Annotated in this window: 9 protein-coding genes and 1 pseudogene; 5 read left to right on the top strand and 5 right to left on the bottom strand. The window is 67.9% G+C overall.

The features are described 5' to 3' along the window. The first annotated feature begins 302 nt into the window (after window positions 1-302). Window positions 303-1,088: a class I SAM-dependent methyltransferase gene (locus NS1_RS23215; RefSeq protein WP_062987831.1), complete on the top strand. Its 786-nt coding sequence runs from the start codon at window positions 303-305 to the stop codon at window positions 1,086-1,088. On the opposite strand, the gene NS1_RS23210 is transcribed toward NS1_RS23215, so the two are convergent. Further along, on the bottom strand, window positions 1,089-1,385 hold the full coding sequence (locus tag NS1_RS23210; protein WP_056823697.1) for a hypothetical protein: 297 nt from the start codon (window positions 1,383-1,385) through the stop codon (window positions 1,089-1,091). A gap of 211 nt (window positions 1,386-1,596) precedes the next feature. Between NS1_RS23210 and NS1_RS23205 the strand changes: the two genes are divergently transcribed. After that, window positions 1,597-3,045: an aldehyde dehydrogenase gene (locus tag NS1_RS23205; protein WP_056823700.1), complete on the top strand. Its 1,449-nt coding sequence runs from the start codon at window positions 1,597-1,599 to the stop codon at window positions 3,043-3,045. A gap of 27 nt (window positions 3,046-3,072) precedes the next feature. Here the strand turns inward: NS1_RS23205 and NS1_RS23200 are convergent, their stop codons facing one another. From NS1_RS23200 to NS1_RS23185, 4 genes are all read right to left on the bottom strand, one after another. After that, window positions 3,073-3,252 (bottom strand): hypothetical protein, encoded by a 180-nt coding sequence (locus NS1_RS23200; RefSeq protein WP_062987711.1) that lies wholly within the window; start codon window positions 3,250-3,252, stop codon window positions 3,073-3,075. Between the two features lie 347 nt (window positions 3,253-3,599). After that, window positions 3,600-5,429, bottom strand: a complete 1,830-nt coding sequence (locus tag NS1_RS23195; protein WP_056823705.1) for a phosphoenolpyruvate carboxykinase (GTP) — start codon at window positions 5,427-5,429, stop codon at window positions 3,600-3,602. Window positions 5,430-5,678: 249 nt separating this feature from the next. Further along, window positions 5,679-7,160: a hypothetical protein gene (locus NS1_RS23190; RefSeq protein ID WP_062987709.1), complete on the bottom strand. Its 1,482-nt coding sequence runs from the start codon at window positions 7,158-7,160 to the stop codon at window positions 5,679-5,681. Beyond that, complete coding sequence (locus NS1_RS23185) at window positions 7,147-8,256, bottom strand: hypothetical protein (protein WP_062987707.1); 1,110 nt, start codon at window positions 8,254-8,256, stop codon at window positions 7,147-7,149. Before NS1_RS23185 ends, NS1_RS23190 begins: the two co-directional genes overlap by 14 nt. Window positions 8,257-8,389: 133 nt before the next feature. Between NS1_RS23185 and trmB the strand changes: the two genes are divergently transcribed. The 3 genes and pseudogenes from trmB to NS1_RS42655 all read left to right on the top strand — a co-directional run. Further along, window positions 8,390-9,193 (top strand): tRNA (guanosine(46)-N7)-methyltransferase TrmB, encoded by an 804-nt coding sequence (gene trmB / locus NS1_RS23180; RefSeq protein ID WP_062987705.1) that lies wholly within the window; start codon window positions 8,390-8,392, stop codon window positions 9,191-9,193. Then, entirely contained in the window at window positions 9,190-9,906 is a 717-nt protein-coding gene (locus tag NS1_RS23175; protein WP_082844190.1) for an NYN domain-containing protein, read from the top strand. Before trmB ends, NS1_RS23175 begins: the two co-directional genes overlap by 4 nt. Beyond that, a pseudogene (locus NS1_RS42655) lies at window positions 9,907-12,495 on the top strand (MMPL family transporter); the annotation flags it as partial. Between the last annotated feature and the right edge of the window lie 1,578 nt (window positions 12,496-14,073).

Raw genomic sequence — 14,073 nt, 5'->3', positions numbered from 1 at the left:
GGGCTCGCAATCGGTTCGGAGGAAGACAAACGTCGGACCCCACCCTAGCGGGTGTGCTCTGCGTAACACGGAAGGATCGACAGTGTCCGCCCAAACCGCGCGATCCACCCCAACCCCTCACCGGCCACACCCCCTCACCCGCACCGAACCCCACCCCAAACCCTCACCGACCGCCCCCACTCAACCGCGCCGAACCCCACCCCGTTCACACCGCCCGACCCAAACCCACCGACCCAACCCACCCACCACCAGCCGCGACCGAAGGGTCTGCCCATAAACTCCAGCCCGTGTCGACCGCCACCATGCCGAGAACCGAGCAGCCCGTCGCGCGACGTGACCGATCCAGGTTCGCGCGCCGGGCGAGCCTGCGCCGCTCGCTGCGCCTGCTCACCAGCTTCCGCTTCGAGCAGTCCGACCCGGCCCGCTTCTACGGCGGCATCGCCACCGACAGCGCCGAGCTGATCGGCGACTTCTACGCCGACATCACCGGCCGCGACCTCACCGGCACCGTGATCCTCGACGTCGGCGGCGGCCCCGGGTACTTCGCCGACGAGTTCACCGCGGTGGGCGCGCGCTACGTCTCGGTGGAGCCGGACCCGTCGGAGATGCACGCGGCCGGACTGCGGGTGTCGGGTTCGGTGCGCGGATCGGGGATGGCATTGCCGTTCCGCGACAACGCCTTCGACGTCTGCTTCTCCTCCAACGTCGCCGAGCACGTGCCGCAGCCGTGGCTGATGGCCGACGAGATGGTGCGGGTGACCAAGCCAGGCGGCCTCATCGTGTACTCGTACACGGTGTGGCACGGGCCTTTCGGTGGTCACGAAACCGGCCTCTGGCACTACCTCGGTGGCGAGTACGCGGCGCGCCGATACCGGCGCAAGCACGGACACGAACCCAAGAACAGGTTCGGCCGATCACTGTTCACGGTGACGGCAGCGGATGGGTTGCGCTGGGCGGCAACGACATCAGCCGATGTGCGCACTATTTTTCCGCGTTATCACCCGCGCTGGGCCTGGTGGCTCGTCCGAGTTCCGGTGATCCGAGAGCTACTGGTCAGCAACTTGGTCGTGGTTGCCACCAAAGCGTGATCACGCCAGCCAGCTCAAGCGCCGCGACCTCCGCATCGGCTCGGGCAACACCCTGACCCACGGCGACTCCTGAATCGCCAGGCCTACGGTCTCCAATGTGGTCAGGCCGACCTGATCGGCCAGCGCGCCGACCATCGCGACCGCCTCAGCGGCCTGGATAGCGGCAGTCGCCTGCTCGATCGTGAGTGTGCGGCCCGGCAGGAATGAGACAACCCATCCGCCACTGCCCACACTTTTCGCTTGATGGTCGGTCTGGTCGCTGGTCATCAACGATCGGCCGATCACTTGCACAGCCATGAGTCGGTCTCCCCAATTCGCTGTTAATGTCCGATGAATCGAGCGAGCTGATCAGTAGCTAAAGCATCCCCTTTTCACCACCGGAACGCAATAGTGCGTTTCCCCGAAAAGCGAACCGACAGGTTGGAATTCGCAATCTTCACAGTCGTTGCGCCACAGCGAATTAGAACAGGTTGCAGACAATTCGCCCGCAAAACTGTAACGTGTTCTCATGCACTACGACAGTCTGTTCATCGGCGGGAAGTGGACCACCCCGGCCGGTAGTGACCGCATTTCGGTAGTCTCCCCGGCAACGGAGGAGACCGTCGGCAGCGTGCCCGCGGTAACGAACGCCGATGTCGACGCGGCGGTCGCCGCGGCGCGCGACGCGTTCGACAGCGGGCCGTGGCCATCGACGCCCCCACTGGAACGAGCCGAGGTACTCACCAAGGTTGCCCGGCTGATCGAGCAGCGTTCGCCAGAATTGGTCGCCGCGCTCACCGCGGAGATGGGTGCGCCGCCGTTAGCCGCCTTGACACTCAACCAGATTCCGGCCGTCGCGGCATTGGACGCACTCGCCGAGCTCGCGAAGACGTTCGCCTGGAACGAGACTCGAGTCGGCCTGTTCGGAACCTCGCGTGTCTCACGGGAACCGCGCGGTGTCGTCGCCGCGATCACCGCATGGAACGTCCCGTTGTTCCTCGCCGCGAACAAGCTCGGACCCGCGCTGCTGGCCGGCTGCACGGTGGTGCTCAAGCCGTCGCCGCTGACTCCGCTGACCGCGAATATCCTCGCCGACCTGTTCACCGAAGCGGGCCTGCCCGACGGCGTGCTCTCGGTGCTGCCCGCCGAGGCCGAGGCCAGCGAGTATCTCGCGAGCCACCCCGGCGTCGACAAGGTGACCTTCACCGGCAGCACCCCCGTCGGCAGGAAGCTGGCCGCGCTGGCCGGTGAGCAGCTCAAGACCGTATCGCTGGAGCTCGGCGGTAAGTCGGCCGCGATCGTGCTGCCCGACGTCGACCTGGCCGCGAGCATTCCCGTGCTCGCGTTCTCCGGGCTGATGAACAGTGGGCAGGGCTGCGTCGCGCAGACGCGAATTCTCGCGCCGCGCAGTCGCTATGACGAGATCGTCGACGCGCTGGTCGCGCACGTCAAGACCATGCAGACCGGCGATCCGACCGATCCCGCGACCCAGCTCGGCCCCCTGATCAGCGAAAAGCAGCGCGATCGCGTGGAGGGCTACATCGCCAAGGGCAAGGCCGAGGGCGCTCGACTGGTGCTCGGCGGCGGCAGGCCCGAAGGCGTGGAGCGCGGGTGGTTCGTGGAGCCGACGATCTTCGCCGACGTAGACAACGCCAGCACCATCGCCCAGGAGGAGATCTTCGGCCCGGTGCTCTCGGTGATCCCGTACGAGACCGAGGACGAGGCCATCGCCATCGCCAACGACTCCGATTACGGTCTCGCCGGTTCGGTGTGGACCACCGATATCGAGCACGGCGTCGAGGTCGCGGCCCGGATTCGCACCGGCACCTTCGCGATCAACTGGTACGCCTTCGACCCGACGGCACCGTTCGGCGGCTACAAGAACTCGGGTATCGGCCGCGAGAACGGCCCGGAGGGCCTCGACGCGTTCTGCGAACAGAAGTCCGTCCTGATGCCGATGGGTTGGACCGCCGAGTAATCCGTGCTGGACCGCCGAGTAGTCGGCTCAGAGGTCCGGCATATGGACCCGGAGAACCGGTTGGGCGGCCACCTCACCCCGGGCAGGTAGATCGACGACCTCGACGCGCCAGCCCGGGGGCAGGACTCGTTCCAGCCGGCCCGCTACGCGCTGCATGGGCGTGCTCGAATAGGTGTCGGCCTCGAATCCGGTCACCAGATCGGTCATGCGTCAAACCACCTCTCAGCGTCGATCTCGTCGTTGACCGCATGGCGGTGCAGGAGTCTCGCAGGGGTATCAGCTCGAGAGGAAATATAGGCGAAGGTAACGCTGCCGCCTCACGCGACTCTCTGACACCGAAAGATGTACCCAGAAAGAGACCGCGGAAATCGTCCGACGAACCCGGACGAACAGAACCGCCCGTACCGATTCGGTACGGGCGGTTCAGTGTTTGCGGGCGACTAGCAGTGTGATGCGCACGCCTTGGTGTGCGTGCGCATTCTGGACTGCTCGGGCGACTAGCAGTGTGATGCGCACGCGTTGGCGTGCGTGCGCATTCGGGACTGCTCGGGCGACTAGCCCAGGCGCTCCTTGAGGGCCTCGAACTCGTCGCGCACGCCCGAAGGCAGCTTGTCGCCGACGAACTCGAACCATTCCTCGATCGACGGGATCTCCTTGCGCCACTCGTCGGCGTTCACCGAGAGTGCCTCGTCGACGTCGGCGGCGACCACGTCGAGGCCGTCCAGGTCGAGATCGGCAGCCGAAGGCACGTTGCCGACCGCGGTGGCCGTGGCGCCCGAGCGACCCTCGATGCGGCCGACGATCCACTCCAGCACGCGGGAGTTCTCACCGAATCCGGGCCACAGGAAGCGGCCGTCGTCGCCACGACGGAACCAGTTGACGTAGAAGATCTTCGGCAGCTTGTTCGAGTCGGCGTTCTTGCCGAGGTCGATCCAGTGGTTGAGGTAGTCGCCCACGTGGTAGCCGAGGAACGGCAGCATCGCCATCGGGTCGCGGCGCACGGTGCCGACCTTGCCCTCGGCGGCGGCGGTCTGCTCGGAGCCCATCGTGGCGCCCATGAACACGCCGTGCTCCCAGCCGAACGACTCGGTCACCAGCGGAACGGTGGTCTTGCGGCGACCGCCGAACAGGATGGCCGAGATCGGCACGCCCTGCGGGTCGTCCCACTCCGGCGCCAGGGTCGGGCACTGCGACATCGGGGTGCAGTAGCGCGAGTTCGGGTGCGCGGCGTGGCCCTCCGACTCGGGGGTCCAGTCGTTGCCCTTCCAGTCGATCAGGTGCTGCGGGTCGCCTTCGAGACCCTCCCACCACACATCGTTGTCGTCGGTCTGGGCGACGTTGGTGTAGACGGTGTTGCCCGCGTCGATGGTGGCCATCGCGTTGGGGTTGGAGCTGTGGTTGGTGCCCGGCGCGACGCCGAAGAAGCCGAACTCCGGGTTCACGGCGTAGAGCTGGCCGTCCTTGCCGAAACGCATCCAGGCGATGTCGTCGCCCAGGGTCTCCGCGCGCCAGCCCGGGATGGTCGGCTGGATCATCGCGAGGTTGGTCTTGCCACAGGCGCTCGGGAACGCGGCGGCGACGTAGTAGTTCTTGTTCTCGGGCGAGATCAGCTTGAGGATCAGCATGTGCTCGGCCAGCCAGCCCTCGTCGTGGGCCATCGCCGAGGCGATGCGCAGCGAGTAGCACTTCTTGCCGAGCAGCGCGTTGCCGCCGTAGCCGGAACCGAAGGACCAGATCTCACGGTCCTCGGGGAAGTGGGTGATGTACTTGGTGTCGCTGCACGGCCACGGCACGTCGGCCTGGCCCTCGGCGAGCGGCGCGCCCACGGAGTGCAGCGCCTTCACGAACGGGCGGTCGGTGCCCAGCTTCTCCAGCGCGGCGGCGCCCATGCGGGTCATCACGCGCATCGAGACGACCACGTACTCGGAGTCGGTGATCTCCACGCCCAGCTTGGGGTCCTCGGCGCCGAGCGGGCCCATGCAGAACGGCACCACGTACATGGTGCGGCCCTTCATCGAGCCGCGGTACAGCTCGGTCATGGTGGCGCGCATCTCGGCGGGGTCGACCCAGTTGTTGGTCGGGCCCGCATCGGCCTCGGTGGCGGAACAGATGTAGGTGCGCGATTCGACGCGAGCCACATCGGAGGGATCGGACAGCGCGAGGAAGGAGTTCGGCTTCTTCTTCTCGTCCAGCTGCTTGAAGGTGCCTGCCTCGACCAGCTGAGTGGTCAGGCGATCCCATTCCGCGTCGGAGCCATCGGCCCAGACCACGCGATCGGGCTGAGTGAGCTCTGCGACTTCCTGTACCCAGGCGAGCAGTTCACTGTGCTCGGTCGGCGCCTTGCCGTCGGATCCACGAAGACCAGGAATGGTCGCTGAGGTCATGAAAACTCTCCTGAGATGGGCGGTTGTTCGATCCATCGATCGCCACCATGGGCGGGTAAGGCGTCCGCAGTGACCAACCGTCGCACAACCCCGATAGACGGCTAGGAAGGCCGTACACGGACGGTGGCCGCGCATCGACTGGCAAGAGCGGACGCCCAGGTTCCTGCCTCCAGGTTAACGCGATATGACGACCGATATGGCATCGGGCTCCATTACAGGTACCCACAGGTGTATCGGTCAATCCCGCGCTCACAGTCGATCGAGGGTGGCGATGTCGCGCTCACAGGCGGTCAGCTGTGCCGGACGCTCCGCGACGAGCCTGCGCGCGAGCGCGTCGAGTTCGGTGACACGCCGGTCGACGGCGATCGCCCGCGCGGTCGATTCCCGGACCACGTGCTCGGCCAATTCGGCCTCGATATCCACCAGCACCGCGGCGACACGCTGTTCGAGCTGGGCTTTGATATTCACCAGCGCTTCGGAGACCCACTGGGCAATGTGATTGCGCTCGGCGAGTTGACCGCGGGCGCGCACGACCCAGGCGGCCGCGCCCGCGCCGAGCAGCAAGGTCACCGGGACGCTCGCCACGTCGAGAGTCGGCACCAGCGACAGCGGCGCCACGACCAACCTGCCGAGCCCGACACCCGCCGACGCGCCGAGCGCGATCATGAGGTGATCTTCGACACCCCGGTGTCTCTTGTCGGGATCGGGACCCACCCGCGGGGCCGGATCACGGCGACGAGTGGTCGGAGCGGTCGTGCCGATCCGGCGGGCGGCTTCGATCACCCGTTCGTCGATGACAGCGTCGACCGAGGCCGACAGTTCACCGGCGGCCTGCTGCAGGCGCTGGGGATAGGCGCGCAGTTCGGCGCGGTCGCAGCGGTCGAGTTCGGCGCGGGAACGGGTGTGCAGGGCGCGCACCATGGCGCCGAGCTCGGTGGTCAGATCCACGCGGGAGAGCTGGACCTGGCTGCGCACGGCGGCCAGGCCGGTCTGGCGGCCGCCGTCGCGCTCGGCGACCAGTCCGATGCGCTCCTCTCTGATCCGCTCGGTGTCGGTGCCGGAGCGCAGCGCGGTGATCTGTTCGTCGATTCTCGCCCTGGTGTCGGCGAGTACGCGGGTGCGGACGGCGGTTCGACGCTGGGCGCCGTCGGTCGGGCGCCGCGCGGTGGCCGCGGCGAGGGTGGCGTGCAGGCCGGCCACGCCGGAGCGATCGAGCAGCGCCGAGTCGTCGGTCGCGCGGGCCGCGGCGGCCAGCCGGGCCGAGACGGCGACGATGTCCAGGTCGGTGATGCCGCGCGCGGCGAGCAGTTCGAGGTTGCGGACGCGGGTCGCGCGCCAGTCCTGATAGGCGTGAAAGCCGTTCATGGCGAGCAGGATTCGCTGGTCGGCAGCGCGGAGCCGATCGATCAGGGCGAACATGTCGGCGCCGAGGACACTGCCCGCGTCGAAGAGGATGAGGGCCGCGGCGGGTTCGTTCTCGGGGGTGAGCGCCGCCGGGTCGGCCAGGTCGATATGAGGTTCGAAGCGGGCGAGTTCGGTGCGAAGGAGGGTGGTGTTGGCGTCGTCGGCGGCGTAGAAGGTGATGCTGGCGCCCTCGCCCGCCTCGGCCATCGCCCGCAGTAGCGCGCCGCCCTGCGGGTTCCACCGGTCGATCACCGCGACCACCGCAGGCGGGAGGGCGCCGGGATCATCGGCCGTTCCTCGGTCGGACGGGACCTCAGAGGCCTGCACTGGACATCCGCTCCCAGGCTCTGACATAGCCGTTGTGGACGCGCAGCGCGGCGCGCCGGGCGGCGGGCGGCATGTCGCTGGACACGACGGCACGCCAGCGGGTGGCGCGCGCGAGCGCTTCGTCGGCGTCGCCGGGCGCGGGCGACGGATAGCCGGCGGCCAGATGCGAGACCTGCGGGCAGGCCAATCCGGCGCACAAGCCGGCCCAGAGCGCTTCGTCGCCGGCGAGATAGTGCTCGATCAGTTCGCGGGCGCGTCCGCCGTCGCCGGGGACCGCGCGGGCGGCCAGCCGGGTCAGCTCGTCGAGCAGTTCGCCGCCACGTACCGCTTCCACCTGCTCGTACCGGCGGTGGACCAGCTTGTGCAGCGGATCGATCCCGCTGGCCGAGTGCAGGATCTGGATGATCGCCGACGCGGGCAGATCCGGGTCGGCGCGCAGAGCCGTCAGCGCGCAGTCCACACCGTAGAGGTCCCAGTTGGCGATCAGCCGCCGACGAGCTTCCTGGTCGGAGCCGTCGCCGATGAACAGATCGGCCGCGAGTACCGAGGGCACATCGGGGCCGACCGCGAGCCTGCGCAGATCGCTCAGATCGGCGGCGCTCACCGCTCCCGCCCTCGTGCGGGCGGCGACCGAGGCGATGATCGGCACGATCGGCATCCCGAGTTCCTGTGCGTGCCGCTGCGCCGCGGCCACGGCCTCACCCCAGCGCGCGCCCACCGCGTCGGCCTTGTTGAGCACCACCACCCCGCGACCCGGCGGCACGGTGGCGAGCAGGCGGTAGTCGGCGGCCTGCGGCGCACCGGCCAGTACATAGATGACCAGATCGCCGTCGAGGACGGGATCGGGCAGTTCGGGTTGATCGACGGGCGCGGTCTCCTGCGCCGACAACAACGCCAGCGCGGCCATCACGGTCGTGCGCCCGCTGAGCGCACGCCCCGTGATCTGGATGTGCAGCGGACGACGACGGCTCGCCGCCGCTGTCGCGAGCTGTTCGGCGATCCCCGGATCACCCCCGCGACCTGCACCTAGAGCCGAGATCAGCTCGTCGAGCTGATCCGCGGGCCGTGTCTGTGCGAATTCGGTGGCTGTCGACATTCTGCACACCCCCTTTTCGGAGGGCATTGTGTCAGATCCGCGCCGAGCCGGGGCCGGGCGAACCTTCGGCCGACCTGGGCGGATCAGCGGTCCCATGAACTCGCCTGCGACGCACCCGCGCGCATGCTGGACAATGGACGACGTGAACGACGCCGCCGACCACGCCGAGCCGACCAGCCACAAGCTGTCGGAGATGCCGAACGACGCGGGCCGACGCTCGCTCACCGGCTCCAGGCTGTACCCGCGCGTGACGAGCTTCCGCACGCGGCGAGGCGCGCTGACGCCGAACCAGCAGGCCTCGTGGGACAACACGTGGCCGAAGATCGGGCGCAATGTGTCCAATGATCCGGTCGACGCCGACGCCTGGTTCGGGCGCGAAGCGCCGCTGGTGATCGAGATCGGCACCGGCACCGGCACCGCGACGGCCGCCATGGCCAAGGCCGAACCGCACCTGAATCTCATCGGCATCGAGGTGTACCAGCCCGGCCTTGCCCAGCTGGTTCAGCAGATCGAGCGCGAACAGATCGAGAACATCCGATTGCTGCGCGGCGATGCCGTCGACGTACTGGAGAACATGGTTGCCCCGGAATCGCTGATCGGCGTTCGGGTGTTCTTCCCCGACCCGTGGCCGAAGGCCCGCCACCACAAGCGCAGACTGCTACAGGCGCCGACTTTCGCCCTGATCGCCAGCAGATTGAAGCCGGGCGGAGTGCTGCATGTGGCCACCGACCACGCGGATTACGCCGAGCATATTCTCGAAGTAGGCTCCAAGGAACCGCTGTTCACCGGCCTGAACGACACCACCGGTGGCGACAGCGCCGTCAACCGCACTACCGCGCCGATCGGTTTCGAACGGCCCGTCACCAAGTTCGAAGGCAAAGGCCTGCGTGCCGGTAGCGCCATCAACGAGTTCATATGGGGGAAGATCGACAGATGAGCGTGAGTGAGATCGCCCCCGAGATGCCGGTGCCCGCCCAGGCAGGCTCCGGTTCCGAGGCGTTGAGCGGTTCCGATGTTCGACGTGTGCTGCTGGTCTGGGACGCGCCGAACCTCGACATGGGGCTCGGCGCCATCCTCGGTGGACGGCCCACTGCCGCTTATCGCCCCCGCTTCGACGCGCTCGGCCGCTGGTTGCTGGCCCGCACCGCCGAGATCTCGGTGGCCTCCAAGGGCCGCATCGAGGCCGAGGCCACCGTCTTCACCAATATCGCGCCCGGCACCGCCGACGTGGTCCGCCCCTGGGTGGAAGCGCTGCGCAATGTCGGTTTCGCGGTGTTCGCCAAGCCCAAGATCGACGAAGACTCCGATGTCGACGCCGACATGCTCGCGCACATCGCGACCCGTCAACGCGACGGCGGTTTAGCCGGCATCATGGTCGCCTCGGCCGACGGTCAGGCGTTCCGTGAACCGCTGGAGGCCATCGCGGCCAAGGGAATCCCAGCTCAGGTGCTCGGATTCCGTGAGCACGCGAGTTGGGCCGTCACTTCGGATACCCTCGGGTTCGTCGACCTCGAGGACATCCCCGGCGTGTTCCGTGAACCGCTACCGCGGGTGAGTCTCGAGTCGCTGCCCGACGAGGGTGCCTGGCTGCAGCCTTTCCGGCCGCTGTCGGCACTACTCACTTCTCGCCCTGGTCAAGGAGTCGCTTAAGTGTTCACCCGCTGGGGCGATCTGGTCTTCCGGTTCCGCTTCGCCGTCATCGCTGTCGTCGGTGCGGCGTTGTTGGCGTTGGGCGCTTACGGCATGGGCCTCGGCCCTCGCCTGACATCGAGCGGGTGGTTCGATCCCGGCTCGGAATCGGTGGCGGGCGCGCAGATCGCCGACGGCTCCTACGGACGCGACCACATGGCCGACGTCATCGTCATGTACAACGCCCCCGAGGGCAAAACGATCGATGACCCGGAGTTCCAGCAGAAGGTCGTCGGCAGCCTGACCACGGCCCTGGCCGAACACCCTGATCAGATCGACAAGATCAACGGCACCTATTGGAAGGTGGGCGACGCGCCCGCCGTGCCGTCGGCGTTCGGCTCCAAGGACAAGAAGCACGCGTTCGCCTCGATCGCCATCGTCGGCAACGACGACACCGTCATCATGGCCAACTACCGCGCCGTGCAGGACGTCTTCTATATTCCCGGCGTCGACGTGGAGGTCTCGGGCCTCCAAGCGATCGCGGTCACCCTCAACGACACGATCGCGCACGACACCAAACGGATGGAAGTGCTGGCCATCCCGGCGGTGGCAGTGCTGCTGTTCTTCATCTTCGGCGGCATCGTCGCGGCCGCGCTGCCGCTGGTCATCGGCGGTCTGACGATCCTCGGCGCCAACGGCATCGTCATGGCGCTGACCAATTTCACCGAGGTCAACTCCTTCGTCAGCGGCGTTGTGTCGATGATCGGCCTCGGCCTCGCGATCGACTACGGCCTGTTCATAGTCAGTCGTTTCCGCGAAGAACTGGCGGAGGGTTACTCCACGCGCGCCGCCGTCCGGCGGTCGGTGATGACCGCTGGACGAACAGTCGTGTTCTCCGCCACGATGATCATCGCCAGTCTTGGCGGCATCCTGCTGTTCCCACAGGGCTTCCTGCGATCGGTCGCCTACGGCACCATCGCCACCGTCTCCCTGGCCGCACTGACCGCGGTGACGATCCTGCCCGCGATGCTCGCCGTGCTCGGCCCGCGCGTCGACATGTTCGGTCTCAAGCGGTTCCGCAAGACCAAGACCGCCGAGCAGATCGAGAACGGCTTCTGGGGCAACACGACCCGCTGGGTCATGAAACACCCGCTCAAGATCGCCATTCCGATCACCGTCGGTCTGCTGTTGCTGATCATCCCGGTCAAGGATCTGGCGTTCGGCGGTATCAACGAGAAGTACCTGCCGCCGGACAACAAGGCCCGATCCGCGCTCGAGCACTTCTACGAGGTCTTCCCACAGAGCAAGACCGACCCGATCCAGCTGGTCTTCGTCTCCGACGACACGAACGCGATCGGTCAGGTCTGGAAGGAAGCCAACCAGGCTCCCGGAATGGTCGGCCCGTTCGCCGTGCCGACCAAGTCGCCGACCAACCCTGAGGTGTTCCGCACCTCGGCGACCCTGGTCGATCCCACCGGCAACGCCGAACCGACGATCGACTATCTCCGTTCGATCGAAGTGCCCGACGGCGTCACGATGTACGTCACCGGTCAGCCCGCGCTCATGGCCGACAGCATCGACACGCTGCTGGAACTGATGCCGTGGATGATCTTGCTCGTGCTGGTCACCACCACCGTGCTGATGTTCCTGACGTTCGGTTCGCTGGTGCTGCCGATCAAGGCCGCGTTGATGAGCGCGCTCGGTCTCGGCGCGACGCTGGGCATCCTGACCTGGATCTTCATCGACGGCAACGGTGCCGGGCTGCTGAACTTCACGCCACAGCCGATCAGTGCGCCGGTCTTGATGTTGATCATCGCGATCATCTACGGCCTGTCGACCGACTACGAGGTCTTCCTGCTCTCGCGCATGGTGGAGGCGCGCGCCCAAGGCGCGTCGACCACCGAAGCCGTGCGGATCGGCACCGCGCAGACCGGGCGGATCATCACCGCCGCCGCCCTGATCCTGCTCGTGGTGACCGGCGCGTTCGCGTTCTCCGATCTGGTGATGATGCAGTACATCGCCTACGGCATGATCGCGGCGCTGTTCATCGACGCCACCGTGCTGCGCATGCTGCTGGTCCCCGCGATCATGAAGCTGCTCGGCGACGACTGCTGGTGGGCGCCGAAGTGGATGAAGCGCATCCAGGAGAAGATCGGCCTTGGCGAACCCATCCTCGACGACGAACGCCCGGAGCACGGTGGCGTGGTCGACCTGGTGAAGACCACCCCGATCACCGACCCGCCGACCATGCAGATGACGGCGGTCCCCGACTCCAAGCTGGCGCGTACGCCCCGCAGGCCGCGCACGGTCGCCGAGATCGAGGCAGAGGCACCGACCCAGCGCATCGACAAGATCACCGATGCCGAATCCGCTGAGCCCGCACGCGCGCGCCAGCCGATGTCGCCCGATCCGACGCGCCCCCGTGCCTCGATGTTGTCCTCGGGTGAGCCGACGCGGGAATTGCCGGTGGTGAAGCAGGGTACGCCCGCGAAACCTGATGCCGAAGGCGCCGCGAAGCAGGAAGACGCCGAGTTCGAGCTGCCGAAGTACGTGTCCGGCGAGCCGACTCAGGTACTCCCGATCGTGAAGCCGGGTACGCCGAATCCCGCTCAGGGACACGGTGATTCGACCCCGGATCCTGCCGCGGACGAAGACCGTGGCTATTCGGGCCCCAGCTTCGGCACGCCCCCCGCACCCCACACCGACCTCGGCGACCCCGAAACCGGACCCGGTGGGGCCACTCGCTCCACCAACGGGCTCGGACAGACCAACGGCGCCGCCGACTCGCCGTCCCGCACCGCTACGCCGGACACTGCCTTCGGTATCACCGAAACCACCGGTGGCCCTTCGATTTCCCGTCCGGCCGGCGACAGCGGGTCCGACCTCGACCTGCCCGGCATCGTCACCGGGGCCGCGCCGCGTGGCTCCTCGCGCGTGCAGCCACCTACGGGGTACACCCCGGGCGTGATCGGCGAAACTCCGCCGACGCCTCGGGTGTCGACGCCGAACGAGACCGGCGACGGCGCCGGATTCGGTACGCCCCCGGCGGATTTGCCGCAGCGGCCGAGCATCGTCCCCCCGGCCCGGCCGAGCACGGCGACCCCGCCGCCTCGCGGAATCGTCCCGCCGGCCGCACCGAGGATCGTCAACACGCCGCCGAGCGCACCGACCTCCGCACCTCGCGCGGGCGACACCGCACCTCGCGCGGGCGAGCCCACACCGGCACCTCACACGGGCGACACGCCTTCTCGCACGGGCGAAACTCCGTCGAGCGGAACCTTCAACGGGTTCAGCCCTGTGACGGCGTCGAATCTGCGCCCCGTCACGCCCAACTCCCCCGCACCTGATTCGGGCACCACGGCAGAGCCGAGCCGTTCGTCCGACCAGGCCGATGCCGCAGTGCGCGAAGTGGATTCGCGCCCGCACGGATTCGCATCACCGAGTCCCGACCTCTCGGCGGCGCCCGGCACGCATCGTGCCGAGCCGCCCCAGGGCGATGCGGCGCGTGCGGAGACCGAACCCGATTCGCCGATCCCGCCGCAGAGCGTTTTCGGCACTGCGGTGCCCGTCGAACCGCAGCCGAGCACCCCGTGGAACAACGGCATGACCAGCCCGGGCACGCCGCGCGGTTTCAACACGTCCGATCAGGACAGCGGACCACGGTTCTCGCCGGTCACGCCCTCCTCGCAGGACAGTGCGAGCGACCGCACCCGCCCCGCCGTCGATCACCCCGCCGACTTCTCCGGTTCGTCGAATCCGTCCGGCGACCAGCCGGACTCGGCTCGCCAGGCAGACATCGTGCGCCCGCAGGTGGCGCCGCCGGGGTTCACCGAGGTCACGCGCGATACCGCTCCTTCACCCCGGCAGCCGGATTCACCGGCGAGTTCGCCGATCCAGGGCGGCAACGGTGAAACGCCGACGGCAGGTCGGGAAGCAGCCGACGAGGCACCGACGACCGACATCGCCGGTCGGTGGCAGGCCCCTTCGGGTTTCACCGCCGTCCCGTCCCCCGCCGCCTCACCCTCGGAGCCGTCCACCGAGGTGTCGTCGGAGACTGCCGCACCTGCGGCGGAAGCCGATTCCACCGCGCCGGAATCCGGCGAACCCCCGGCCGACACTCGCAACGAGATCGAGAACTGGATGGCTCAGTTGCGCTCGTCGCGCCGCGGTACGGCTGAGGACGAGGGT

Source organism: Nocardia salmonicida NBRC 13393, assembly GCF_001613085.1.
Classification (GTDB): Bacteria; Actinomycetota; Actinomycetes; order Mycobacteriales; family Mycobacteriaceae; genus Nocardia; species Nocardia salmonicida.
This window is presented reverse-complemented; position numbering and strand designations above follow the sequence as displayed.

What these genes read in the sequence shown, in the direction of transcription:
- NS1_RS23175 (WP_082844190.1), top strand. Translation starts at nt 9,190, where the DNA reads ATGAGCGTGAGTGAGATCGCCCCCGAGATGCCGGTGCCCGCCCAGGCA.
- NS1_RS23185 (WP_062987707.1), bottom strand. Translation starts at nt 8,256, where the DNA reads ATGTCGACAGCCACCGAATTCGCACAGACACGGCCCGCGGATCAGCTC.
- trmB (WP_062987705.1), top strand. Translation starts at nt 8,390, where the DNA reads ATGGACGACGTGAACGACGCCGCCGACCACGCCGAGCCGACCAGCCAC.
- NS1_RS23195 (WP_056823705.1), bottom strand. Translation starts at nt 5,429, where the DNA reads ATGACCTCAGCGACCATTCCTGGTCTTCGTGGATCCGACGGCAAGGCG.
- NS1_RS23200 (WP_062987711.1), bottom strand. Translation starts at nt 3,252, where the DNA reads ATGACCGATCTGGTGACCGGATTCGAGGCCGACACCTATTCGAGCACG.
- NS1_RS23215 (WP_062987831.1), top strand. Translation starts at nt 303, where the DNA reads ATGCCGAGAACCGAGCAGCCCGTCGCGCGACGTGACCGATCCAGGTTC.
- NS1_RS23205 (WP_056823700.1), top strand. Translation starts at nt 1,597, where the DNA reads ATGCACTACGACAGTCTGTTCATCGGCGGGAAGTGGACCACCCCGGCC.
- NS1_RS23210 (WP_056823697.1), bottom strand. Translation starts at nt 1,385, where the DNA reads ATGGCTGTGCAAGTGATCGGCCGATCGTTGATGACCAGCGACCAGACC.